The 22,733-nt window shown below is 69.6% G+C and carries 25 protein-coding genes; 15 read left to right on the forward strand and 10 right to left on the reverse strand.

The window, feature by feature from the left end; translation table 11 throughout:
- Positions 1 to 74 precede the first annotated feature (74 nt).
- On the forward strand, positions 75 to 1,001 hold the full coding sequence (locus VGN45_RS03100; protein WP_327459187.1) for an SDR family oxidoreductase: 927 nt from the start codon (positions 75 to 77) through the stop codon (positions 999 to 1,001).
- Positions 1,002 to 1,115: 114 nt separating this feature from the next.
- Complete coding sequence (locus VGN45_RS03105; protein ID WP_327459189.1) at positions 1,116 to 1,589, forward strand: DUF6789 family protein; 474 nt, start codon at positions 1,116 to 1,118, stop codon at positions 1,587 to 1,589.
- 68 nt (positions 1,590 to 1,657) lie between these two features.
- On the opposite strand, the gene VGN45_RS03110 is transcribed toward VGN45_RS03105, so the two are convergent.
- From VGN45_RS03110 to VGN45_RS03140, 7 genes are all read right to left on the reverse strand, one after another.
- Entirely contained in the window at positions 1,658 to 2,170 is a 513-nt protein-coding gene (locus VGN45_RS03110) for a F0F1 ATP synthase subunit B (protein WP_327459191.1), read from the reverse strand.
- The gene (locus VGN45_RS03115; protein ID WP_327459193.1) at positions 2,170 to 2,763 is read right to left on the reverse strand and encodes a hypothetical protein; all 594 of its coding nucleotides are present in this window, start codon (positions 2,761 to 2,763) and stop codon (positions 2,170 to 2,172) included. The genes VGN45_RS03110 and VGN45_RS03115 overlap by 1 nt, the downstream gene beginning before the upstream one ends.
- 76 nt (positions 2,764 to 2,839) lie before the next feature.
- Positions 2,840 to 3,070, reverse strand: a complete 231-nt coding sequence (locus VGN45_RS03120; RefSeq protein WP_125256645.1) for a F0F1 ATP synthase subunit C — start codon at positions 3,068 to 3,070, stop codon at positions 2,840 to 2,842.
- 51 nt (positions 3,071 to 3,121) lie between these two features.
- Entirely contained in the window at positions 3,122 to 3,895 is a 774-nt protein-coding gene (locus VGN45_RS03125) for a F0F1 ATP synthase subunit A (RefSeq protein ID WP_327459196.1), read from the reverse strand.
- Positions 3,896 to 3,902: 7 nt separating this feature from the next.
- Positions 3,903 to 4,259, reverse strand: coding sequence for an AtpZ/AtpI family protein (locus VGN45_RS03130; protein WP_327459198.1), 357 nt, complete (start codon positions 4,257 to 4,259; stop codon positions 3,903 to 3,905).
- Positions 4,260 to 4,400: 141 nt separating this feature from the next.
- Complete coding sequence (gene recN, locus VGN45_RS03135; protein WP_327459200.1) at positions 4,401 to 6,101, reverse strand: DNA repair protein RecN; 1,701 nt, start codon at positions 6,099 to 6,101, stop codon at positions 4,401 to 4,403.
- A gap of 51 nt (positions 6,102 to 6,152) precedes the next feature.
- Entirely contained in the window at positions 6,153 to 6,995 is an 843-nt protein-coding gene (locus VGN45_RS03140; RefSeq protein WP_327459202.1) for an outer membrane protein assembly factor BamD, read from the reverse strand.
- A gap of 192 nt (positions 6,996 to 7,187) precedes the next feature.
- Here VGN45_RS03140 and VGN45_RS03145 point away from each other — a divergent pair, with 192 nt between their 5' ends.
- The 4 genes from VGN45_RS03145 (at position 7,188) to pth (ending at position 10,808) form a co-directional block, all read left to right on the forward strand.
- Positions 7,188 to 8,123, forward strand: coding sequence for a ribose-phosphate pyrophosphokinase (locus tag VGN45_RS03145; RefSeq protein WP_327459204.1), 936 nt, complete (start codon positions 7,188 to 7,190; stop codon positions 8,121 to 8,123).
- A 91-nt stretch (positions 8,124 to 8,214) separates the two neighbouring features.
- A complete protein-coding gene (locus VGN45_RS03150) occupies positions 8,215 to 9,300 on the forward strand; it encodes a hypothetical protein (protein ID WP_327459207.1) in 1,086 nt (361 codons plus the stop codon).
- Between the two features lie 139 nt (positions 9,301 to 9,439).
- The gene (locus VGN45_RS03155; RefSeq protein WP_414643382.1) at positions 9,440 to 10,129 is read left to right on the forward strand and encodes a 50S ribosomal protein L25/general stress protein Ctc; all 690 of its coding nucleotides are present in this window, start codon (positions 9,440 to 9,442) and stop codon (positions 10,127 to 10,129) included.
- A 76-nt stretch (positions 10,130 to 10,205) separates the two neighbouring features.
- Positions 10,206 to 10,808 (forward strand): aminoacyl-tRNA hydrolase, encoded by a 603-nt coding sequence (gene pth / locus VGN45_RS03160; protein ID WP_327459209.1) that lies wholly within the window; start codon positions 10,206 to 10,208, stop codon positions 10,806 to 10,808.
- A gap of 156 nt (positions 10,809 to 10,964) precedes the next feature.
- On the opposite strand, the gene VGN45_RS03165 is transcribed toward pth, so the two are convergent.
- A complete protein-coding gene (locus VGN45_RS03165; RefSeq protein WP_327459212.1) occupies positions 10,965 to 12,596 on the reverse strand; it encodes a hypothetical protein in 1,632 nt (543 codons plus the stop codon).
- A gap of 1 nt (position 12,597) precedes the next feature.
- A complete protein-coding gene (locus tag VGN45_RS03170) occupies positions 12,598 to 13,986 on the reverse strand; it encodes a DUF4139 domain-containing protein (RefSeq protein ID WP_327459214.1) in 1,389 nt (462 codons plus the stop codon).
- A 233-nt stretch (positions 13,987 to 14,219) separates the two neighbouring features.
- On the opposite strand from VGN45_RS03170, the gene VGN45_RS03175 reads away from it, so the two are divergent.
- From VGN45_RS03175 to ychF, 8 genes are all read left to right on the forward strand, one after another.
- Complete coding sequence (locus VGN45_RS03175) at positions 14,220 to 14,651, forward strand: hypothetical protein (protein ID WP_327459216.1); 432 nt, start codon at positions 14,220 to 14,222, stop codon at positions 14,649 to 14,651.
- Entirely contained in the window at positions 14,648 to 15,430 is a 783-nt protein-coding gene (locus VGN45_RS03180) for a hypothetical protein (protein ID WP_327459218.1), read from the forward strand. The genes VGN45_RS03175 and VGN45_RS03180 overlap by 4 nt, the downstream gene beginning before the upstream one ends.
- A 43-nt stretch (positions 15,431 to 15,473) precedes the next feature.
- A complete protein-coding gene (locus VGN45_RS03185; RefSeq protein WP_327459220.1) occupies positions 15,474 to 15,908 on the forward strand; it encodes a hypothetical protein in 435 nt (144 codons plus the stop codon).
- Between the two features lie 46 nt (positions 15,909 to 15,954).
- The gene (locus tag VGN45_RS03190) at positions 15,955 to 16,341 is read left to right on the forward strand and encodes a DUF2946 family protein (protein WP_327459222.1); all 387 of its coding nucleotides are present in this window, start codon (positions 15,955 to 15,957) and stop codon (positions 16,339 to 16,341) included.
- 98 nt (positions 16,342 to 16,439) lie between these two features.
- Complete coding sequence (locus VGN45_RS03195; protein WP_327459224.1) at positions 16,440 to 17,741, forward strand: PepSY domain-containing protein; 1,302 nt, start codon at positions 16,440 to 16,442, stop codon at positions 17,739 to 17,741.
- A gap of 11 nt (positions 17,742 to 17,752) precedes the next feature.
- Positions 17,753 to 18,226 (forward strand): copper chaperone PCu(A)C, encoded by a 474-nt coding sequence (locus VGN45_RS03200; protein ID WP_327459227.1) that lies wholly within the window; start codon positions 17,753 to 17,755, stop codon positions 18,224 to 18,226.
- Between the two features lie 65 nt (positions 18,227 to 18,291).
- A complete protein-coding gene (locus VGN45_RS03205) occupies positions 18,292 to 18,675 on the forward strand; it encodes a hypothetical protein (protein ID WP_327459229.1) in 384 nt (127 codons plus the stop codon).
- Positions 18,676 to 18,730: 55 nt separating this feature from the next.
- Positions 18,731 to 19,828 carry a redox-regulated ATPase YchF gene (ychF, locus tag VGN45_RS03210; protein ID WP_327459232.1) on the forward strand — a complete coding sequence of 366 codons (1,098 nt, stop codon included), beginning with the start codon at positions 18,731 to 18,733 and terminating at the stop codon, positions 19,826 to 19,828.
- Positions 19,829 to 19,903: 75 nt separating this feature from the next.
- Here the strand turns inward: ychF and VGN45_RS03215 are convergent, their stop codons facing one another.
- On the reverse strand, positions 19,904 to 20,374 hold the full coding sequence (locus VGN45_RS03215) for a hypothetical protein (protein ID WP_327459234.1): 471 nt from the start codon (positions 20,372 to 20,374) through the stop codon (positions 19,904 to 19,906).
- A gap of 119 nt (positions 20,375 to 20,493) precedes the next feature.
- Here VGN45_RS03215 and VGN45_RS03220 point away from each other — a divergent pair, with 119 nt between their 5' ends.
- Positions 20,494 to 22,689, forward strand: coding sequence for a TonB-dependent hemoglobin/transferrin/lactoferrin family receptor (locus tag VGN45_RS03220; protein ID WP_327459236.1), 2,196 nt, complete (start codon positions 20,494 to 20,496; stop codon positions 22,687 to 22,689).
- Positions 22,690 to 22,733: the final 44 nt, after the last annotated feature.

Genomic DNA, 22,733 nt, shown 5'->3' on the forward strand with positions numbered 1-22,733 from the left:
CATTTTTGCATTGGGTGCAGATATTGTCACCCAGCTGAAGAAGCTGCCCCGTTTCGCCCGATCAGGAAATCCCCATGCGCTATTCCCCCGCCGACGTGCCGGACCAGACCGGCAGGTTCGTGATCGTCACCGGCGGCAACGGCGGGACCGGGTTCGAGACGGCCAAGGTGCTGGCCACCAAGGGCGCCGAGGTTCTGATCGCCGCGCGGGACGCGAAAAAGGGCGAGCGTGCGGTGCAGGAGATCCGGCGCATGACGCCCGGCGCCCAGGTGCGGTTCGAACGGCTGGACCTGTCCAGCCAGGCCGACGTGGCGCGCTTCGCCGAGGCGCGGCGGGCCGAGGGGCGGCGCATCGACGTGCTGATCAACAACGCCGGGATCATGGCCCTGCCGAAGCGGCAGGCCTCGGCCGACGGGCATGAGCTGCAGCTGGCGACCAACTTTTTGGGCCATTTCGCCCTGACGGCCCGGCTGCTGCCGCTGCTGAAGGGCGGGCGGACGGTGCAGCTGTCGTCGATCAAGCACCGCAGCGGGCGCATCCACTTGGACGATCTGAACCTGGAGCGCGGCTATGGCGACTGGAAGGCCTATGACCAGTCCAAGTTGGCCATGCTGATGTTCGCGCTGGAGCTGGACCGCCGCAGCCGGGCGAACGGCTGGGGCGTGACCAGCGTGGCGGCCCACCCCGGCTATGCCCGGACCGGGCTGATCGGCGCGGGTCCGCTGGGAAGCCGGCCGGTGTCGCGGTTCATGTTCTCGGTGGTCTACCGGCCCTTCATCGAGCCGCTGATCAGCCATTCGGCGGCGGACGGCGCCCTCCCCATCCTGATGGCCGCGACGGCGCCTGACGTGTCGCCTGGCGGATACTACGGACCGACGACCGGCAAGGAGCTGAAGGGGCCGGCGGGGCCGGTGGGGATGAAGCCGCATGCGCGCGACGAGGTCACCGCCGCGGCGCTGTGGGAGTCGGCCGAGCGACTGACGGGCGTGCGTTTCGGCTGACGCCCCACGTTCGCACCTGCGAAGCACGGAGATGTGAACCGCAGTCGTCAAGATCGGCGTATGCTTCCCGACGCGTAATCAGAACCAAAACGAGCGTTGGGAGGCGCCAGGGTCATGATGTCACGCGTAACCAAGGGAATGATCGCCGGCTTCGCGGCAGCCGTGGCCGTCGGCGCACTTGAGGCGGTCCAGTTGTGGGCCGGGCCGTGGGTCGTCAGCTTTCCACGATTGCTGACCGTGATCATGGGAACCGAGAGCGTGGTCTGGACCGGCTGGGCCGCCCACTTCGCCGTCGGAACCTTGGTCCTGGGTCCTTTGTTCGGCATCCTCTGTCCGCGCATGCCGGGCGAGACGCCGGAAGCCAAGGGCATGGCCTTCGCCATCGGCGCCTTCGTGCTGATGGGGCTGACCATCGCGCCGGAGGGCGGGATCGGCCTGTTCGGCCTGAGGGCCGGCTTCCCCAGTCTGGCCTGGCTGATCCTGACGCACGCCGTGTTCGGCGCGGTGATGGGCGCGGTCTACGGGCGGCTGGTGGGCCGCGACTGGCGGGTTCACCACGTACGGGACGACATCCACCTGGCGCACTGACGCGGCCGAAACCAAGAAGGCCCCGAGCGACGCCCGGGGCCTTCTTCACGTCCGCAGGAAGCGGACGGTCAGTTCAGGCGGTCGCCGATCTGGGCCACAGCCTGGTCCAGGACCGGGTCGGGGGCGCCGGCGGCCAGACGAGCGGCCAGGATGGATTCGGCGGCGCGGGCGGCCTGTTCGACGGCGGCGGCCTTCACGTCGGCGGTGGCCTGCGCCTCGGCCTGGGCGATGCGGCGTTCGGCAAGCTGCTGACGGCGTGCCAGCGACTCTTCCAGCTTCGCCTTGGTCTCGGCCTCCATGCGGCGGGCCTCGGCCTCGGCCGCCTTCAGCATCTCGGCGGCCTGGGCTTCGGCCTCGGCCTTCTCCTGACGGATCTGGGCCAGCAGGGCCTCGGCCTCGGCGCGCAGGCGCGCGGCCTCGTCGAGCTCGGCCTGGATCTTGGCGGCCTTGGCGTCCAGCACGCCGGCGATCAGCTTGGGCACGCCGGCGAAGACGACGATGGCGAAGAACAGGAACAGGCCGACGGCGACCCACAGTTCCGGGTTCGACAGGTCGTAGAGATGAGGATTGAAGAATTCCATCAGGCGGCGCCCCCCGAAACGGACGTGAGCTCGGCGGCGGTGGGTGCCTTCCCGGTCAGACGCTGGACCATGGCCGAGGCGGCGTCGGCCGCGACGGTGGAGACGTTGGCCATGGCGGCTTCGCGCGTCTTGGCGATGGCGCCCTCGGCCTCGGCGATGCGCGCGGCGACGGCGGCTTCCTCGGCGTCGGCGCGGGCCTTGGCCTCTGTGGTGACGCGGTCCTTGGCGGCCTGGGCCGTGACGCGGGCCTGGGCGCGGGCGTCCTCGACCTCACGCTTGGCGGCCTCGGCCTGGCCGGCGGCCTCGGCCTGAACCCGACGGGCGGCCTCGACGGCGCCGGAGATGGTGCCCGCGCGCTCGTCGAACACCCGGCGCATGCGCGGGGCGAAGACCTTGGAAATCAGGAAGTACAGGACGACGAACAGAAAGATCAGATAGACGATCTGCCCGAACCAGTGCTGGAACTCGAACTGCGGCAGACCGCCCGAGGCGTGCTCGGCGTCGGCGGCGTGTTCGGTCGAGGCGTGCGTGTCGGCGATCGCGGTCCCGGGGGGCGCGTCGACGGGCACGGCGTGGGCGGTTTCTTCGGACATTCGTCGGCCTTGGGAGAATTCTCGGGTCACGCGTCGCGGGGCCGGCCAGAGCCGCCCCCGCGAAACGACGACGGGATCAGTTGGCGCCCGAGTACAGCAGGAAGCCGATCACGAACGCCAGGATGCCCAGGGCTTCGGCCAGGGCCGCGCCGACGAACAGGTTGCCGACTTGCGAGGCGGCGGCCGACGGGTTGCGCAGGGCGCCCGCCAGGAAGTTGCCGAAGATGTTGCCGACGCCGATGCCGGCGCCGATCATGCCCGTCATCGCGAGACCGGCCCCGATGGCCTTGGCGGCTTCTACTTCCATGTTTCTCTAGTCCTAGTTGGGTGGGTTGGAAGGGATTGCTGGACCGGCCCTTTAGTGGGCGTGGTCCAGGTTGACCACATCGTTCAGGTAGATGCAGGTCAGAACGGCGAAGACGAAGGCCTGAAGGAAGGCCACGAGGAACTCCAGAGCCGTCAGGCCGATGGTCATGCCCATGGCCAGCGGCGCGATCAGCAGGCCCAGCCAGCCGGCGGCGCCCACGGCGGCGGTGGCGACGAAGCCCGCGAAGACCTTCAGCGCCACGTGCCCGCCCAGCATGTTGCCGAACAGACGGAGCGTCAGGGTCAGCGGGCGAAGCAGGAAGGAGAAGAACTCGATCAGCCCGACGATCGGGCGCATGACCAGCGGCGCGCCGGTCGGCCAGAACAGTTTGAAGAAGCCCAATCCGTTCTTCATGAAGCCGATCACGACCACGACCGCGAAAGCGATGACGCCGAACGTCGCGGTGATCGCCAGCTGGGAGGTGACGGTGAAGCTGAGGAACATGCCGAGCATGTTCATCGCCAGAATGAAGGTGAAGATGGCGAACACGAACGGAAAGTACTTCTTCCCGTCGTGACCTATGATGGACTCGGTCATGCCGTCGATCATGCCGAACAGCGTCTCGCCCGCCGCCTGGAATCGACCCGGCACCACCTTGGCGCCCGACGTCACAGCTTGGAGGAACAGCACCACGGCGAAGAAGGCGATGGTCATCGCGACGTGCGAGTTGGTGATCGCGAAATCGACGTAGCCGACGACCGGAAGGGTGGCGTCGGGAAGATCGACGTACTTCTGGATCTGAAACTGATGCAGCGGATCGGCCATCGGTCGATCAGACTCCTTCGTCTTCGAAGGGGATCGCCTGAGGCGTTTCCCCGGATGCTTTGGCCTCGGCCATGATGCGTTGCGAGGTCCGCCACGCCATCCAAACCGAGACGGCGAAGCCCAGCAGGACGCCGCCGATCGTTCCCCACGGTTCCGTTCCGGCGAACCGGTCGAGAAGCAGACCGAGCGCCAGTCCGACGAACACCCCGCCGAGAAGATCGGCGAGAATCCGCCACGCCTGGCCGGCCGCCCTCTGCCCCGCCAGCTCGTGGGAGAGCGGCGGCGCCGTCCGCGCCTCCAGATCGGATGCGCTTTTGTTGAGACGAGCGATCGCCTCTTCGCGCGATTCCGGGGGCGTGGACATGGGTGGCCTCAGCGCTTCGACGCGAGCGCCGAAGGGGGTCTGAATTCGGCGCGGAACCTATAGGGGCGACCCCGGAAGGTCAAGGCGCGGACGGTCGCAGACAGATATCTGAAAACGCTGGATAAATCTGGCATGCGGCATTCAGGCGCGAAGGGCGCGGGCGGCGGCGCGGGCTTCGTCGGTGACCACGGCCCCGGACAACATGCGGGCGATCTCCTCGTCGCGCCGGGCGGCGTCCAGCACGGCGACGGAGGTGCGGACCTGGCCGCCGGCCTCAGCCTTGCCGACCTTCCAGTGCGCCTGGCCCATGGCGGCGACCTGGGGGCTGTGGGTGACCACGATCACCTGCGCCCCCTCGGCCAGGCGGCGCAGACGGCGGCCCACGGCCTCGGCCACCGCGCCGCCCACGCCCTGGTCCACCTCGTCGAAGATCATGACCGGCTGATCGCCGTCGGCGCGAGCGGCCAGCGCCGCCTTCATGGCCAAGGCGAAGCGCGCCAGTTCGCCGCCGGACGCGACCGAATCCAGCGGGCCGAACGGCTGGCCGGCGTTGGTGGCGACCTCGAACCGCACCGTCTCGCGCCCGTTCGGGCCGCGGCGGTCGTCGGCGACGGGATCCAGAACGACGCGGAACTGGGCGCGCTCCAGCTTCAGCGGCACCAGCTCCGACGCGACCGCGGCCTCGAGTCGGCGCGCGGCGGCGGCGCGGGCGGCGGACAGGGCGGAGGCGGCGGCGTCATACGCCTCCCGCGCGGCGGAGGCGGCGCGGCGGCCCTGGGTCAGGGCGTCGGCATCGCCTTCCAGCAGGGCCAGCTTCTCGCGGAACTCCACGCGCAGCGCCGGCAGCTGATCCACCGTGGCGCGCAGACGGCGGGCGGCGGCGCGCAGGGCGAACAGGCGTTCTTCCGCCTTGTCCAGACGGCCGGGCTCGAAGTCGAAGGCGTCGGCGGCGGCGTCGACCTGGGCCACTGCCTCGGCCGCCTCGATCAGGGTGCGGTCGATGGCCTCCGCCGCGGCGGTGAGGCGCAGCAGGACCGGATGCCCCTCCCCGACCCCCGCCTGCCGGGCGCGACGGCCGGCGTGGTCGACGGCGCGCAGGGCCGAGGCGAGCTTCTGGCTGAGCTTGTCGCCGCCCAGAGCCGCGCGGGCGTCGGACAGGTCTTCAAGCGCTTTTTCGGCGGCGCCGAGGACGGCGCGCTCCCCGGACAGGGCCTCCTCCTCGTCGGCGCGGGGGTCCAGCTGGTCCAGTTCGGCGAGGTCGCGGGCCAGTTCCTCGCGACGGGCCTCGGCGTCGGCGGCGGCGGCCTGGAGATCGGCCAGGCGCGCTTCGGCGGCACGCAGAGCGTCGGAGGCGGCGCGCACGGCCTCGACCTCTCGCGCCAGGCCGCCGAAGCCGTCCAGCAGGCCGCGGTGGGTACGCCAGTCCAGCAGGCCGACGGTTTCGTGCTGGCCGTGCACCTCGACCAGGGCGGCGCCGATCTCGCGCAGGGCGGTGACGCCCACCGCCTGATCGTTGACGAAGGCGCGGCTGCGGCCGTCGGCTCCCAGTACGCGGCGCAGGATCAGGTCGTCGCCCGACGGCACGTCGACGCCCTTTTCGTCCAGCAGGGCGGTCAGATCGGCGGCGAAGGGCGCGGTGAAGGTGGCCACGGCGCTGGCCCGCTCGGCGCCCGCGCGCACGAGGCCCGCCTCGGCGCGCGCGCCCATGGCCAGGCCCAGGGCGTCGAGGATGATCGACTTCCCCGCCCCCGTCTCGCCCGTCAGCACGGTCAGGCCCGCGCCGACGTCCAGGTCCAGCGCCTCGACCAGCACCACGTCGCGGATGGACAGGCCGGTCAGCATGGGCGGGAGCGATTCGTCATGGCCGCATAATGGCACGGCCAGGCGCGAGGCTCAGCCCGGGATCAGGCGCTGCAGCCAGTTCTCGCGCTTGCCTTCCGGCGCCTGGTCCGGTTGGGCGCCGCGTTCGGTCAGCAGGGCGTAGGCCTCGGCGTACCAGGCGCTGCCCGGATAGTTGTGGCCCAGCACCGAGGCGTTGCGCGTGGCCTCGTCGGTCAGGCCCAGCATCAGGTTGACCTCGACCATGCGATACAGCGCCTCGGCCACGTGCGAGGTGCGCTGGAAGTCCGGATTGTCGACGACCACGCGATAGCGGTTCATCGCCGCCAACGGCTGGTCGGCGCGCTGGTAGTAGCGGCCGATGCTCATTTCCTTGCCGGCCAGTTGGTCGTTGACCATGTCGATCTTGACCAGGGCGTCGGTGGCGTAAGGGGTGCCGGGGAAGCGGCGGACGACCTCGCGCAAGCCGGCCAGGGCCTGCTCGGCCAGGGCCTGATCCCGGCCCACGTCGACGATCTGCTCGAAGTAGCAGATGGCGCGCATGTAGAAGGCGTAGGCCGCCGACGGATTGCCGGGGAACAGCTGTATGAAGCGTTCGGAAGACGAAATCGCCTCCGCGTACTGGCCGTCCTGATAGTGGGCGTAGATCTGCATCAGGATGGCGTGACGCGCCCACTCCGAATACGGATGCTGGCGCTCCACCTCCTGGAAGTAGTCGACCGCGTCGCGCCAGCGCTTGCGCTCAAGACGGTCATAACCGGTGTTGTAAAGCAGTTCGACGGGACGCTCTTCATACGCCAGGCGTGTGCGAGGCCGATTGCTGCAGGCCGACAGGCCCAGCCCGAGAATCAGGACCGCGGTCAGGGCGACCGCCGCACGGGACCTGGAAACTGACACGAAGCGACCTCTCGACGAATCCCAACCCGCGCGCCGACGGCGAGCGAGGCGGCGGTTCTACACCACACCTCCGGGCGCGCCAATCGGATCGGGCAGGGACGGCTTGATGCGCCCCTCGCCCACTGTCAAAGAGGCGCGCCGGAGCCCCGCGTTCTTCTTGCCGGGGCGATCACGGCGAAAGGATGACGCGTCATGAAGCTGCTGTCCGGCAACGCCAATCGGTCGCTGTCCCAGGCCATCGCCGCCCATTTGGACGCGCCGCTGACCAAGGCGACGGTGAAGCGGTTCGCGGACAATGAGGTGTTCGCCGTCATCGAGGAGAACGTGCGCGGCGAGGACGTCTTCATCCTGCAGTCCACCAGCTATCCGGCCAACGACAACCTGATGGAGCTGTTGATCATGACCGACGCCCTGGTGCGGGCGTCGGCGCGGCGGATCACGGCGGTGATGCCCTATTTCGGCTATGCCCGGCAGGATCGGAAGACTGGCGGCCGCACGCCCATCTCGGCGAAGCTTGTGGCCAATCTCATCACGCGCGCCGGCGCGAACCGCGTGCTGACGATGGATCTGCACGCCGGCCAGATCCAAGGCTTCTTCGACATTCCGACCGACAATCTGGTCGCCACGCCGGTGCTGGCCCAGGACATCAAGGATCGCTACGCCGGGGCCGACGACCTGATGATCGTCTCGCCCGACGTCGGCGGCGTTGTGCGCGCGCGGTCGCTGGCCAGCCGGCTGAACGGCGACCTGGCGATCGTCGACAAGCGCCGGCCCAAGGCGGGCGAGAGCGAGGTCATGAACATCATCGGCGACGTCGAGGGGCGGCGCTGCATCCTGTTCGACGACATCGTGGACTCCGGCGGCACCCTGGTGAACGCGGCCAAGGCGCTGATCGAACACGGGGCCACCGAAGTTTCCGCCTACATCAGTCATGGCGTGCTGTCGGGTCCGGCGGTGCAGCGGATCACCGACGGCCCGCTGAAGGAACTGGTGATCACGGATTCGATCGAACAGCCGCACGAGGTGGCCGCCTGCGCCAAGATCCGCAGCGTCTCGGTCGCTCCCCTCATAGGCGAGGCCATCCGGCGAATCGCCAATGAGGAGTCCGTCTCCAAACTGTTCGATTAACTGTCGGAAAACGGGTTGCGGCGCGCTATAAGCGCCTTCGACGTCGCGACCGAACCGCGGCGTCGTTCCAGACCCTGGGGAGTAGTCGTCGATGGCCTGGGCCTTCTCGCGTCGTCACCTGTCGCTCGCGGCCGTCGCCGCCTCGGCCGTTCTGGCCGCCTGCGCACAACCGGAACCGGAAGCCCCGCCGCCGCCGCCTCCCCCGCCGCCGCCGCCCCCCCCGGCCCTGGCCTTGAACAGCGGCATCACCGACGCAGCCTCGATCTATGTGACCTTCATCCGCGAGGTCGGGACGATCGAGCGCAGCTTCTCCAGCCCCGAGGGCATCCAGGCCGCGATCCTGAAGGGCGCCGCCTATGAGCCGACTCAGCTGTCGCGCGGCATGATCGCCTACGGCGCCGTTCTGGCCCTGCAGTCGCCGGAATTCGTGGAAGGCGTGCGACAGTACGCGGTCGATCCGGCCCAGCGCGAAGAGATCGTCAACCGCATCATCGCCGATCCGGCCTATGCCGCCACCCTGCCGGGGGCAGAGCATGCCGCCGGCCTTATCGTGACGACGCTGGGCGCCGACATCGTGGCCCTCGCCTCGATCGGCGACGCCATCAAGGAAGACGCCTACACGATCCAGGGCCGCAACGACCCGCGTCGTCGGTGGGCCACCACGCCGGCCGTCGGACGCCCGGCGCGCATCGACAGCGTCAAGACGCTGTCGGCCACGCGCATGCTGCCCTCTCCGGCCGAGAGCCAGAGGCTGTTCGGCGCGGCGCATGCCGGCACGGGTCTGAACCTGTCGGCGGCGCGCCAAGGCCCGCCCTACACCCCCGCCGTTGTCCACAGCCTGGCGATCGCCGCACTGGCGGCGCTGGGGGCGGGCGGCGAGGACCGTCGAGCCTACACCGAGGCGCTGATCGTCGAATCGAACAGCGAGTTCTGTTTCAACATGTCGAAGCTGAACCTGTTCCAGTGTCTGGCCGCAGCGCGCCCGAACTATGAGGACATGTTCTGCGTGGGCCAGCACATCGTGTCGGACATCGCCCAGTGCACCTCGGCCAACACCGGTCCGATGAGCCCGCAGATCGTGCCGGCGCCCACTCTGGTAGAGGCTCCGCCGCCCCCGACGACCGCCGCGGGGGCCGTGGCGGCAGCCGATCAGGCGCAGAACGCCGGGCGTCAGTAAGGCTTTCGGTCCACGCTGCTTGGCCGGTTGCGCCGGGCCACGGGTGCGTGTATTAGCCCGCGCTCTTGAATTCGAGGGATCAGTTCCCCGCCGCGCGGGCCGGACAGTCGGCGCGGCGTTCGTCATTGAGGCTAGCCAGATGGCTGAGATCATTCTGAACGTCGACGTGCGCGAAGGCACGGGCACCGGCGGCGCCCGCGCGGCCCGTCGCGCCAACCAGGTGCCGGGCATCCTGTACGGCGGCGGCAAGGCCCCCGTGGCCATCTCGGTGAACGAGAAGGACTTCCGCAAGAACCTGTACACCGGCAAGCTGCTGGGCCACCTGGTGACGCTGAAGTACGGCAAGGAGACCCAGCCGGTCATCGCCAAGGACGTGCAGTTCGACCCGGTGTCGGATCGCCCGCTGCACTTCGACCTGATGCGCGTCGACGAGAAGCAGACCATCAAGATCGAGGTGCCGGTGCACTTCATCAACGAGGACCAGTGCAAGGCCTTCCGTCAGGGCGGCTCGCTGGAGATCGTGCGTCACGCGGTCGAGATCCTGGTCCGCGCCGACCACATTCCGGAAGACCTGATCGTCGATCTGGCCGGCCACAAGCTGGGCGACACCATCCGCTGGTCGGACGTGAAGAAGCCGTCTGACGTCGAAGCCACCATCACCGACCGCGACTTCGTGATCGCCTCGATAAAGACCTCGTCGGCCGCCAAGGCCGCCGACGAGATCGAAGAGGCCATCGCCGAGGAACAGGCCGCCGCCGCCGACGAGGTCGCCGCCGACGAGGTTCCGGCCACCGAGCAGAAGTCGGACGAGGACGCCTCGGAAGGCTGATCTTCGGCCCCGATCTGGTAATCAGGACGGCCCCACCGGCGACGGCGGGGCCGTTTCCTTTTGCGGACGACGCGACATGCTGATCCTCGCCGGCCTGGGCAATCCAGGCGCCAAGTACGAAGGCAACCGCCACAACATCGGCTTCATGGCCGCCGACGAGATCGCGCGCCGCTGGCGGTTCGGGGCCGAGCGGGCGAAGTTCCAGTCGGTGATCGCCGAGGGCGAGGTCGAAGGGGTGAAGGTGCTTCTGATGAAGCCCCAGACCTACATGAACGAGAGCGGCCGCGCGGTCGGCGAGGCGGCGCGGTTCTACAAGGTCCCGCCGTCGAACGTGGTCGTCTTCCACGACGAGATCGACCTGGCGCCGGGCCGGTTCCGCATGAAGACCGGCGGCGGGGCGGCGGGCCAGAACGGGGTCCGCAGCCTGATCAGCCAGCTGGGTCCCGACTTCCGGCGGGCGCGCATGGGCGTGGGGCATCCGGGACGGCCGGAGCTGGTGCACGGCCACGTGCTGAGCGACTTCCACAAGGCGGACAAGCCGTGGCTGGAGGCGCTGCTGACCGCCTGCGCCGACGCGTTGCCCTTCCTCGTGGCCGGCAACGACGAACGGTATCAGGCCGAGGTGCTGCGCCTGGCGCCCGCGCCGAAGTTCAGCCCCCGGCAGGCGGCGCAGGAGTGACAGCCTTCCCCGCTCGCCGGGGAAGGTGGGCGCCGAAGGCGGTCGGATGGGGTGGCTGTCGCAGCCCGCTGACCGTCCGCAGATGAGCGAGGCAGCACGAGCGACCCCATCCGTCTCGCTCCGCGAGCCACCTTCCCCGGCGAGCGGGGAAGGAAACTACTCCGTCACCTCGTACCGATAGGTCAGCGTCACGCTCTCGCCGGGGGGAACGGTCAAGGTCCAGGCGGGCCAGCCGCTTTCGGTGACGGCGCTGCGGACGCTCTGGCGCGTGAGGCGAAAGCCGGTCTGATTGAACTCCTGTGGGATCAGTTCGACCGTCTCTGCGTCGCCGCCCAGGTTGGAGACGATGACCTCGACCTCGCGCCAGGCCGTGGTCAGGGCGCCGCGCGTGCGGGCGCCGTCCGCGGTGACGCGGGTGCGGACCCGGACGTCGGACGCCTCGCCGCGCTCCAGCTCCAGCGGCAGACCGACGGGGCGGTCCTGCGTCTCGGCCTCGCCTGCCAGGACCGAGCGGCCCTCCGGCGTGATCTGACGCAGGCTCCAATTGCCGCCGGGCAAAGCGATGCCGAGTCCGCCGGCCTCGGTGTTGCGCAGGCGGAAGACGACCTGGGGCGTCGATTCCTCAGCCTCGTCGTCGGCGTCCATCCAGCCGGCGCCGACCCACTGGCGGTTCACCCGGTCATAGGGGACGGCCGTGCGCTCGAGGAACCGCACCTGTTTGGTCTGGCGCGCGGCGACGGTGGTCGGGGACGGCAGGGTGTAGATCTTGTAGTCGCCAAGCTCCGCCTGACTGGCCAGCCTCTGAACGCGGCTGCCGGTCACGACGATGTCCTCGTACTCCGGCCGCATGGCCGCAGGCGGCGGCGGGGCCATGGGGGGCGGCGGCGCGACGGGCGGATACCAGTCGTCCCGCGTGTCCGGGTTCACGCCGTTGGTGGTCGTGTCCTGAGGCCAGCAGCCGGGGCTGCGGCGCCGGACGACGGGGTCGACGGGGACGCTGCGGCCCGTGGTCTGAAGGTCGCCGGCGACGACCTGCACGGGCGCGTCGGGGAAGCTGGTGCCGCCGAAGTTGGCGAGGGTCAGCCAGCCGGTCAGGTCCAGGGTCCGGCCGTCGGGCGACAGGCGGGCGACGTAGTCGGTCGACCACTGCAGGCCGGTCGACAGATAGGCGAGCGTCACCGTGTAGCGGCCCGCCGCCGGGGCGCGAGTGCGGATCGACAGGGTCGGCTGGTCGGACAGGCCCTCCGGCACGTCCTCGAAGATGACCCGCTCGATCATGCCCGAGCAGGACAGGGCCTCGTACTTGCCCTCGATCTCCAGCACAGCGCCGGCGCCGCCGGAGCGGACCACGGCGGTGCGGACCTCCTGCCGGCCGTTCGCCGGATTGGTGCGGACCACCTGGACTGTGTCGCCGATCGACTTGTCCAGCAGCGAGCCGGGCGTCAGCAGGTCGAAGTCGGCGTTCTGCTCCAGCACGGCCGAGGGCAGGCCCTCGATGGTCACGCTCTGGGGCACGATGCCGGTGGAGACGCCCTCGAAGCGGATCACGGCGTCGCCGGCGGGCACGTCGACGGTGCGCGTCTCGACGATCAGGGCCAGGCCCTCGCGGTCCAGCCGATTCCACGACTGGCGCGAGCGCTCCATCAGCTCGACGGTGTCGACCGGCTGGTCGCGGTAGATGACCACCGTGGCCGTGTCGGCCTTGGCCGAGGTCGTCACGGTCTGGGCGAGCGCCGGCGCGGCCAGCAGGCTGATCAGCGCCGTCGCCGCCGTCAGGGCGGCGCGCATCTCAGCCGCCCGTCTCGATGGTGGCGGTCAGCTTGACCTCGCCGTTGGCCGGCACCTGCACCTTCCAGACGACGGTGCGCGAATCCTCCAGCACGCCGGGGTGGCTCTGCGCCTGGATCTCGGTGTCGCGTCCGAGACCACCCTGACGGACCTCGATGGTGACCGGCTCGGGCCGGGCGTTGCGCAGGGTGTATTCGACCGAGCGGCGGGTGCGGAAATAGTCGACGATGCGGGTCGACACCCGCTCCTCCGTGACCAGGCGCGGCTGCACCGTCACGTCGAAGGCCTCGCCGGTGGTGATGGCCAGGTCGGAACCGGCCGGGGTGTGGCTGATCGAGTCCTCGCCGATGAAGCGCGGCTCTCCGTTCGCGTCGTTGATGTAGACGCGGATCGTGCCGGCCGGCAGGGACCGGTTCTGGCCGTTGATGGGCCCGTTGGCGAACAGGTAGGCGACCTCGACCGCCTGCGGCTGGGGCTGGGTGGAGAAGCCGTAGGTCTCCCAGCGATAGCGCTTGGTGGTGGCGACGCCCGACACGTCCAGCAGGCCGACCTGCTTGTTCTGGTTGTTGGCGACGGTCACGCGTTCGGGCAGCGGATAGACGTAATAGTCGCCCAGCGACTGGTCGTCCGAGGCCGCGATCCCGTTGCCGCGATAGCTGCCGCCCGCCGAGACGTCGCCCGCGACGACGCGCGTTTCCGCGTCGGTGAAGGTGGCGCCCGAGCGGTTGGAGATGGTCACCCACCCCAGAAGGTCCAGCGTCGAGGCCTGCTCGTCCACGCGCATGACGTAGTCGGCGGTCCAGCTGAGGCCCGAGGTCAGATAGGTCAGGGTCACGTCGCGGCGGCCGGCGCCTTCGGCATCCATCGTCACGCTGAGCGTCGGGCGGGGCCGCAGGTTGGCCGGCACCTCGTCGAAGATGACGCGGGTCGGCACGCCGTCGTCGCGCAGCACCTCCACATTGCCGCCGATGCGCAGGACCACGCCCTCATTGGCCGCCAGCACCGTCGCGCGCTGGGTCTCCTCGCGGCCCGTGCCGGGGTTGATCCGGACCAGGCCGATCTCCTGGCCCACGGCGCTCTGCATCAGCTTGTCGGGGGTCAGCAGGTCGTAGTCGAAATTCTGTTCCACCACCTCCAGCCCGCGGCCCGCCAGGCTGACGGTCTCGGGGCGGATGGAGGCGGAGACGCCGGGGAACTCCTGGCGCGACCGGCCGGCGGGGATGGTCAGGCCGCGTATGTCCTCCACCAGGGTGACGTTGCCCTGATAGATGGTCAGGTCGACCCGCTCGGGCCCGCCGGGCCGGGTGTCGATCTGGGCTTCCTGGGCCGCCGCGGCGCCCGCGATCAGCGCGAAGGCCGCGCCCGCCAACAAGGTCCGTCGCATCATCATCCCCGTCACTCCCACTGACTGCGAAGCGGCACCGTCCCACGCGTCTTCCGCGAAGTCGAGCCGTCCGCGACCGCCGGACCTGCTGTCCGACCCAAGGGACCGTAGAGAGAAGCAGGAGGGTCGCCGCCTTTCCAAAACTGACCTCGCCTTACCGAAGCTGATGGGATGGGGCCCACGGATTGACGCGCCAACCGGTCCGCGCAAGCGTCGCCTCGAGAACGGAGTCGGGTTCGATGCGCGAGCGAAAAGCGGCCTTGGCGGCGGCGGCAGGATGTCTGATCGGCCTGTGGGGCGTCAGCGCGCCGGCCACCATCGCGCAGGCCGCATCGCTCAAGGCTGCGACCTTCGCCGCCGCGACCGCCGACTGCAACTTCGTGAAGGACGCACAATACTGGCTCTGCAAGGCCCTGGAGGCGTCCAATTGCAATCTGGCGGAACGGTCGGACTACTGGCTGTGTCGGGGCCTGACGGAGCGGAATTGCAATCTGGTGAACCAGAGCGATTACTGGTTCTGCAGCGGCATGACGCAGTCGAACTGCAATCTGGTCGACCGGTCCGACCATTGGCTCTGCAAGGGCCTCACCGAGGATTGCGACCTCGCCGAGAGGGACGACCGCCTCAAGTGCGAGGCCTTCAGCCCGTTCTTCCGGAGACCCGCGTCGTGAGAGGCGCGGCATTCGCTCTTGTGCTGAGCCTGTCGACGGCCGTGTGCGGCGCAGCGCACGCCCAGCAGGAGGCCGCCGATTCAAGTCAGGTCCGCACCTTCCGGGCCGTGTCCCTGGACGGTGAGGTCACGCTGCGCGTCGCCCAAGCCGGCGACGTGACGGCCGCCGAAGAGCGCCCCACCGTCGTAATGTTCCTGGACCCCGCCGAGGCGCAGGCGCTGACCGACGGCCTCAATCGCTGCGGGGCGGACCAGGAAGCTTGCGGATTCGCCACGCCGGCCCATCGCATCACCGTAGTTTCCATCGACCCTGCCGAAGTGACCGGGCTGGCCGCACGACGCCCGGACCCCGCCGCCGCGACCGCAGAGTTCCTGGCAGACGACCTGCCCAAGTGGTTGTTCGCCGAGATCGAACCTGACGACACCCTGCTGATCGCCTGGGGTGCGGAGGGCGTGGACGCCCTGCGCGGCGCGCTTCGACGACCCGGCGCCTACGACGCCCTGCTCCTGCTTGAGCCCGAGCTGAGGCCGGACGTCGCGCTTCCGCTGATCGCCACCATCCCGCCGTTCGGTGGCGAGACGACCAACATCGACATCTACGCCGATCCCTGGAGCCCCGGCGAAGACCTTGCGGCCGAAACCCTGGTGAACGCCCTCGTGGAGGGGCCCTACTACGTCGACTGGATCGCGCCGGACGATCAGCGCGTCGATCCCGACGCCGCCCGCCGGGAAGTGGCCGTGGACCTGATCTGGCGCATGGCGGCGATTCCGCCATGGTGACCACCCTGCCTTGCCTTGTACAAATCCGCCCCGGAGCCGACGTATGAAGACCCTGATGCCCGCCGGCGTATTCGCCGCAGCCGCCCTCGCGTGCGGGTCCGCGCTCGCTCAGCCCGCGTCCGAGCTGAACGGGACCTATCTTTTCGGGTCCCCCATGACGCGCATGAACAGCGGCGCCCTGGGGCAGATCTCCGGCGTGATGGAGGTTCGGCCGAACGGGGATGGCCGCTATCATGTGTCGCTCTCTACGATGGAGAGGATCGACGACGGCTCGACGCAACGCCGCTCGTGGTCGCTGCAATCCTGTGACGGACGCGACGACGGAAGCGACGTGGTCCTGACCTGCGAATTGCTGAACGGGACGCCGGGCTACGTCGCGGACACCTTCCGTCTCCGCTATGCGGAATGGATCCGATGGGAGGGCGAGCTGATCTCGGCGGACACCTATCGAATCGAGATGTTCTTCCACGCCCGCTGACGCGCGGCGTGTTGCCGGTCAGGCGTGAGCGGGTTATGGCCGCCCCGTGGGAACCCGCGCCTTTCGGAACCTGACCGGCCTGCAGGCCGTCGCCATTCTGGCGGCGACCTTCGCGGTCGTGTGGGGCGCCCTGTTCCCCTATGCGGCCCAGGCGGCGGCCCGGCCAGGCCAGCCGCTGGTGCTGTGCTCGGTCGAAGGGCCCAAGACCGTCGTCGTCGATCCGGAGACCGGCCAGGTCGAGCAGACTTCTGATGCCCCATCCTGCGCCGCCTGCGTCATCCCGCCGGTCGCCGTCCTGCCGCCCGCGCCGGAAGCGCCCGCCGCCCCGGTCGTGGCCCCCACCGTCATGCCGGCGCCGGCCCGCGCGTCCCTGCGCCTGCCGCCGGCCCGTGCGCCTCCGCGACCGCCGTCCACCGCTCCACCCCACGCCTGAAGACCCTCACGCAAGCCCCGCGCCCGGCCTGAACGGCCGCGCGCGTCCGTGACTCCGTCTTCGGGATTCCCATGACCACATCGTATTTCGGCGGAGCCGTGCCTCCGCTCCCCCCACTTTCCGGCGCCTATCGCGCCGTCTGGTGCTGGCATTTCTACGCCGGGCTGCTGGTGCTGCCCTTCCTCATGCTGATGGCGCTGACGGGGGGCATCTATCTGTTCAAGGCCGAGATCGACGACTGGCAAACGCGGTCGGTGGCACGGGTCCAGCTTGGGCCGGTCGCCTCGGCCCCCGCCGACTGGGTCGCGGCGGCCATCGCCGCCGTGCCGGGCCGGGCGGCGACGGTGCTGGTTCCGGAGCGGACCGACCGCGCCGTGCAGGTGACGGTGGAGACGGCCGACGGCGCGCGCCGCGTCGTCTTCGTCGATCCGAAGGACGCGCGCGTGACCGGCGACCGGCCCGAGGGCGGGATTTCGGAGACGGTGAAGCGTCTGCACTCCCTCGTCATAGCCGGGCCGCAGATGAACCTGATCGTCGAGATCGTGGCCGGCTGGACGATGATCCTGGTGGCGACGGGCATCTTCCTGTGGTGGCCGCGCAAGCGCGAGGCGGGCGTGGTCACGATCAAGGGCAAGGCGGGCCGCCCCCTGTGGCGCGACGTGCACGCGGTGACGGGGCTGTACGCCGGCGGGGTGATCTTCTTCCTGGCCTTCACCGGGATGCCGTGGTCGGCGGTGTGGGGAGACGGCTTCATGGGCGCGGTGCGCGAGGCGGGGTTGGGACGCCCGGCCGCGCCGACGGCCGACTGGCTGCACGCCGAGCACGGCGACGCGCCTCCGGGCGCCGGCTGGGCGATGGAGCACGCCACGCTGCACGCGCCGCCCGCCGCGGCCGACCTGAACGCCGTCGTGGCGACGGTGGAGGGCGCCGGGCTGGCCCGGCCCTATCTGATCGGCCTGCCCGCCTCGCCGGATCGGGCGATCACGGCGGCGGTGCAGAACCGCCGGGCCGAGGACGCGCGGCTGATCTATCTGCGGCCGGACGGCGACGTGCTGGCCGACGTCAAGGCCGATCAGTTCGGCGCCGGCGCCCGCGCCTTCGAATGGGGCATCGCCGTGCACGAGGGACGGCAGTACGGACAGGCGAACCGCTGGATCATGCTGGCGGCCTGCGTTGCGGTCTGGGTGCTGGGGATCTCGGCGCTGACGATGTGGTGGAAGCGGCGGCCGAAAGGACGGCTGGGCGCGCCGACCGCCCCGCCGGGGCCGCGCGTTCGTGCCGCGGTGCTGGGGATCGTGATTCCCTTCTGCATCGTCTATCCGCTGACGGGGCTCAGCCTGCTGGCGGCGCTGGCGGCAGACCGGCTGTGGCGCCTGACCCGGCGGAGGGCCGCGACGTGAAGGACGCACAGATGATCCGACCCCTGCTGATCGCCCTTGCCCTCGCCGCGCTGGCGGCGTGCGGCGAGCCGTCGTCCTCGGCCAGGGTCACCAAGACCATCGACGGCGACAGCGTCGGCGTCCAGGTGACCGACGCCTGGTGCCGGGCCACGCCGAACGGGGCGCGGGCCGGGGCCTGCTACGCCACCCTGCGCGCGACCGGCCGCGACGACCGGCTGGTCGGCGTCGCCACGACGGCGGCCGAGACCGTGCAGGTGCACGAGATGCGCACCGAGGGCGGCATGATGCGGATGGGCGAGATGGCGGGCGGCCTTCCCCTGCCGGAGAACGCGGAAGTCACCCTGGCGCCCGGCGGGACGCACGTGATGCTGATGGGTCTGGCGGGTCCGCTGGTCGCCGGCGAGCGGGTGACGCTGACGCTCGACTTCGACCAGGCGACCGACGTCACGATGGAGGTTCCGGTGCGGACGGCGGCGGAGGGCTGACGTCAGGAACCGTGGCTTTACCGGCGACCCGTGGGCGTGATCCGATGCGGGTGGAGGTGGTTCCCATGCGCCAGACGATCGCCGCTCTCACCCTTCTCGCCGCGACCCCCGCGGTGGGGCAGGAGGCGACCCGGTTCAACCTCTACTGCCAGGAGGTCGAGGACGGCGGCAGTTTGAGCACCGTCATGGATCACCACTTCTCGATCGATCTGGAGACGATGACGGTCTGCCGCGAGCGCAACAACCGGTGCTGGGACATCGTGCGCCAGGGCCGGTTCCTGGAACTCAGCTACGCCTTCAGCGACGGGCATCACGACTATCAGATGTTCCGGCTGTACGATCCCTCGACGAGGTGGCTGGTGCAGAACATCCGCAAAGTGGGCGAGCCCGGCATGGATTACGGCAGCGCGCACTGCGAGGTTCGGCCGTTCACGGCCGTGGTGGACTGACATTCCGGTTCTAACGGTCTAAAGCCTCGCGCTTCCCTTCTCCCCCAAGAGCGCCATGGCCCTGAAAGTCGCGATCGTCGGCCTGCCGAACGTCGGCAAGTCCACCCTGTTCAACGCCCTGACCAAGACGGCGGCGGCCCAGGCCGCCAACTATCCGTTCTGCACCATCGAGCCGAACACCGGCGACGTGGCCGTGCCCGAGCCGCGCCTGAAGGTGCTGGCCGAGATCGCGGGCTCGAAGGAGATCATCCCGGCGCGCATCACCTTCGTGGACGTGGCCGGTCTGGTGCGCGGGGCGTCGAAGGGCGAGGGGTTGGGCAACCAGTTCCTGGCCAACATCCGCGACTGCGACGCCGTGGCCTTCGTCGCCCGCTGCTTCATCGACGACGACATCACCCACGTGGAGAACCGCATCGATCCGGTCGCCGATCTGGAGATCATCGAGACCGAACTCATGCTGGCCGACCTGGAGAGCCTGGAGCGGCGCCGGCCGCAGCTGGAGAAGCGCGCCAAGTCCTCTGGCGACAAGGAGGCCGCGCTGACGCTGAAGCTGGTCGACCTGGCGCTGGCCCAGCTGAACGCCGGCAAGCCTGCGCGCACGGCCGAGGTGTCCAGGGAGGACAAGAAGGCGTGGGACATGCTGCAGCTGCTGACCGCTCTGCCGGCACTGTACGTCGCCAACGTGGACGAGGGATCAGCCGACAAGGGCAATGAGCTGTCCGACAAGGTCGCCGAGCGCGCCAAGGCGGACGGCGCGAACACCGTCGTGATCTCCGCCAAGATCGACAGCGAGCTGGCCGTGCTCGACGAGGCCGAGCAGATGGAGTTTCTGCAGGAACTGGGCCTGGCCGAGCCCGGTCTGAACCGGCTGATCCGCGAGGCCTATGCCCTGCTGGGGCTGCAGTCCTATTTCACGGTGGGGCCGAAGGAGGCGCGCGCCTGGACCATCCACGTCGGCGACACCGCCCCGCAAGCCGCAGGCGTGATCCACACCGACTTCGAGAAGGGCTTCATCCGCGCCGAAACCGTCGCCTATGACGACTACGTCGCTCTGAAGGGTGAGGCGAAGGCGCGCGAGGCGGGCAAGCTGAGGGCCGAGGGCAAGAGCTACGTCGTCAAGGACGGCGACGTGATGAACTTCCTGTTCAGCTGAAGATGTTTGGAGCGCGAACCTCCAGATCCGCTCTTGCGGTCGTCGAAGTTTGCGGACCTGGAAGTCCGCTCTCCTTCAACCCGTCGGCTCAGGCGCTGGAATGGGGACCGGCGCCGGCTGGGCGGCGGGACAGCGCACGAAATCCGTCGAGCTCGATCCCGCGCGGTCCAGCCAGCTGAGGGTCAGGCGGTCCTCGACGACTCGCATGCGCACGCGCTCCTGGGTCGTCGTGCCCTCGGCCGTGCAGTCCAGCACCGCCTCATAGGCGGTGTTGACCTGACGCACCTGGGAGATGCGGCAGCTGTTCTCATAGCCTTCGAACGTCGTGGTGGTGATGCGGATCGGGCGCTCCGGGCCCGTGGTGTTCGCGCACCATGCCGCCTGAGCCGCCCAAGAGCCGACGAAATTGCCGGCGTCGGGGCCGGGCATGGCCGTTTCGCCGTCCACCGGCGGCACAGGCGGGGGCGCGGACGGTGCGGTGGCTTCTTCGCCCGGCGAGCAGGCGGCGACGGCGAACCAGGCGGACAGGATCAGTAGACGGGTCATGGCGCGACAACGCGTCGCTGTGGGGATCGGTTCGACATGGATTCAAATTGCGATTGATCCTGATAATCGTTCGCAGTAATTGCCGCCGCCTTGGATCCACTCGCACAGGGGCGTCGCACATGAACATCCGTCTTCTCACCACAACCGCCGTGCTGGCTTCCGCTTATCTGCCGGGCTTGGCGCTTGCCCAGGCACAGGAGCCGCCGGTCACCGAAGTGGCCCCCATCACCGTCAGCGCCACCCGCACCGCCACCCGCGTGGACGAGGCGCCGGCGACGGTCAGCGTCATCACCGACCGCGAGATCGAGGCCAATCTGTACACCGACATCAAGGACCTGGTCCGGTTCGAACCGGGCGTCAGCGTGCCCAGCCAGCCGGCGCGGTTCGGCGCGGCGCTGGGGACCACGGGCCGAGCGGGGAACGAAGGCTTCGTCGTCCGCGGCCTGGGCGGCGACCGGGTGCTGATGGTCGTCGACGGCGTGCGGATGGCCGACGGCTTCGTCTTCGGGGCGCAAAGCGTGGGGCGCGGTGGCTATGCCGATCTGGAGCTGATGAAGTCGGTGGAGATCCTGCGCGGACCGGCCTCGGCGCTGTACGGCTCGGACGGCGTGGCCGGCGCGGTGGTGTTCACGACGAAGGACCCGTCCGACCTGCTGATGGGCGGGCGTGACTTCGCGGTGCGGGGGCGGCTCGGCTACAATTCCGCCGACGACGGTCGGACGTACGGCCTGTCGACGGCCGGCCGCTTCGGCGCGGTCTCCGGACTGATCGCCTATACGACGCGCGACGCCTCGGAGACGGAGACCGCCGGAACCAACGACGTTTCGGGCGCGCTGCGCACCACGGCCAATCCGCAGAGCCTGTCTTCCGAATCCTTGCTGGCCAAGGCGGTCTGGGACGTGGCGCCCGGGCATCGCCTGCGGCTGACGTACGACGCCCATGAGTCCGACGTGTCGGCGAACGTGCTGAGCGGGCGCAGCACGACCGTGCTGGACCTGCGTGCGGACGACGAGACCCGCCGCGAGCGGATCGCCGCCGACTGGCGCTTCGACGGCGTCCTGGGTCTCGATCGCGGTCAGGTCACCGCCTATCGCCAGACGTCCGAGACGCGGCAGTTCACCTTCGAGAACCGCAACCCCGCGGCGGACCGCACGCGCGACAACCGCTTCGACAACGAGGTGGTCGGGGTCGGCGCGGAAGGCGTGAAGACGGTCGACTTGGGCGGCACGACGCACCGTCTGACCTTCGGCGGCGACTGGTCGGAGACGACCCAGATCGGCATCCGCGACGGGACCGTGCCGCCCGCCGGCGAAACCTTCCCGTCAAGCCCCTTCCCGGAGACCGACTACCGCCTGTCGGGGGTCTTCGTTCAGGACGAGATCCTGCTGCTGGGCGGCGACCTGCGGATCATCCCGGCGCTGCGGTTCGATTCCTACGAGCTGACCACCAAGGACGATCCCCTCTATGTCGGCGCCCGGGCCGATCAGTCGGACGAGCGGCTTTCGCCCAAGCTGGGCGTGGTCTGGTGGGCCAGCGACACCTTCGGCCTGTTCGGCAGCTATGGCGCAGGGTTCAAGGCGCCGACGCCGTCGCAGGTGAACAACGGCTTCTCGAACGCCGCCTTCGGCTACGTCTCCGTGCCGAACCCCGACCTGGGGCCGGAGACCAGCACCAGCCTGGAGCTGGGCGCGCGCGTGCGCGACGTGGACCTGTTCGGCGGGCGCCTGGCCGGCCAGATCGTGGCGTTCAAATCGGACTATGAGGACTTCATCAGCCAGCAGGTGGTGTCGGGGTCGTTCACCCCGGCGGACCCGGCGGTGTTTCAGTTCGTGAACTTCACCGAGGTGGAGGTGTCGGGCGTCGAGGCGCGGGTCGACATGCGCTGGGACAACGGCCTGAGCGCCCGATTCTCGGCCGCCTATGCCGACGGCGACCAGACGTCGGGGGGCGTGACCGTGCCGCTGACCACCGTCGATCCGGTCAAGGTGGTCGGCGGTCTGGGCTGGGACGATCCGTCGGGCGCCTGGGGCGGCCAGGCGATCGTGACCTGGTCGGACGCCAAGGAGGCGGAAGATCTGGCGGGATTGGCCTGCGCGCCGAACTGTTACGCGGGCAAAAGCTTCACCTTGCTGGACCTGACGGCCTGGCTGCACGTCACCGACCACGCCACGCTGCGGGCCGGCGTGTTCAATGTGACGGATGAAAAGTACGGCTGGTGGAGCGACGTGCGAGGAGTGTCGTCCACCTCGGCCGTCAAGGACGCCTACACCCAGCCGGGGCGCAACGTCGGGGTCTCGCTGACCTTCCGTCTGTGATCCCGCTTGCGCTTTCCCGAACATCGCCTGATAACGCGACTGAC

This window comes from Brevundimonas sp. (assembly GCF_035999125.1).
Lineage (GTDB): Bacteria > Pseudomonadota > Alphaproteobacteria > Caulobacterales > Caulobacteraceae > Brevundimonas.

Coding starts and splice junctions, on each gene's coding strand:
- VGN45_RS03100 (WP_327459187.1), top strand. CDS start 75: ATGCGCTATTCCCCCGCCGACGTGCCGGACCAGACCGGCAGGTTCGTG.
- VGN45_RS03105 (WP_327459189.1), top strand. CDS start 1,116: ATGATGTCACGCGTAACCAAGGGAATGATCGCCGGCTTCGCGGCAGCC.
- VGN45_RS03110 (WP_327459191.1), bottom strand. CDS start 2,170: ATGGAATTCTTCAATCCTCATCTCTACGACCTGTCGAACCCGGAACTG.
- VGN45_RS03115 (WP_327459193.1), bottom strand. CDS start 2,763: ATGTCCGAAGAAACCGCCCACGCCGTGCCCGTCGACGCGCCCCCCGGG.
- VGN45_RS03120 (WP_125256645.1), bottom strand. CDS start 3,070: ATGGAAGTAGAAGCCGCCAAGGCCATCGGGGCCGGTCTCGCGATGACG.
- VGN45_RS03125 (WP_327459196.1), bottom strand. CDS start 3,895: ATGGCCGATCCGCTGCATCAGTTTCAGATCCAGAAGTACGTCGATCTT.
- VGN45_RS03130 (WP_327459198.1), bottom strand. CDS start 4,259: ATGTCCACGCCCCCGGAATCGCGCGAAGAGGCGATCGCTCGTCTCAAC.
- recN (WP_327459200.1), bottom strand. CDS start 6,101: ATGCTGACCGGCCTGTCCATCCGCGACGTGGTGCTGGTCGAGGCGCTG.
- VGN45_RS03145 (WP_327459204.1), top strand. CDS start 7,188: ATGAAGCTGCTGTCCGGCAACGCCAATCGGTCGCTGTCCCAGGCCATC.
- VGN45_RS03150 (WP_327459207.1), top strand. CDS start 8,215: ATGGCCTGGGCCTTCTCGCGTCGTCACCTGTCGCTCGCGGCCGTCGCC.
- VGN45_RS03155 (WP_414643382.1), top strand. CDS start 9,440: ATGGCTGAGATCATTCTGAACGTCGACGTGCGCGAAGGCACGGGCACC.
- pth (WP_327459209.1), top strand. CDS start 10,206: ATGCTGATCCTCGCCGGCCTGGGCAATCCAGGCGCCAAGTACGAAGGC.
- VGN45_RS03165 (WP_327459212.1), bottom strand. CDS start 12,596: ATGCGCGCCGCCCTGACGGCGGCGACGGCGCTGATCAGCCTGCTGGCC.
- VGN45_RS03170 (WP_327459214.1), bottom strand. CDS start 13,986: ATGATGATGCGACGGACCTTGTTGGCGGGCGCGGCCTTCGCGCTGATC.
- VGN45_RS03175 (WP_327459216.1), top strand. CDS start 14,220: ATGCGCGAGCGAAAAGCGGCCTTGGCGGCGGCGGCAGGATGTCTGATC.
- VGN45_RS03185 (WP_327459220.1), top strand. CDS start 15,474: ATGAAGACCCTGATGCCCGCCGGCGTATTCGCCGCAGCCGCCCTCGCG.
- VGN45_RS03200 (WP_327459227.1), top strand. CDS start 17,753: ATGATCCGACCCCTGCTGATCGCCCTTGCCCTCGCCGCGCTGGCGGCG.
- VGN45_RS03205 (WP_327459229.1), top strand. CDS start 18,292: ATGCGCCAGACGATCGCCGCTCTCACCCTTCTCGCCGCGACCCCCGCG.
- ychF (WP_327459232.1), top strand. CDS start 18,731: ATGGCCCTGAAAGTCGCGATCGTCGGCCTGCCGAACGTCGGCAAGTCC.
- VGN45_RS03215 (WP_327459234.1), bottom strand. CDS start 20,374: ATGACCCGTCTACTGATCCTGTCCGCCTGGTTCGCCGTCGCCGCCTGC.
- VGN45_RS03220 (WP_327459236.1), top strand. CDS start 20,494: ATGAACATCCGTCTTCTCACCACAACCGCCGTGCTGGCTTCCGCTTAT.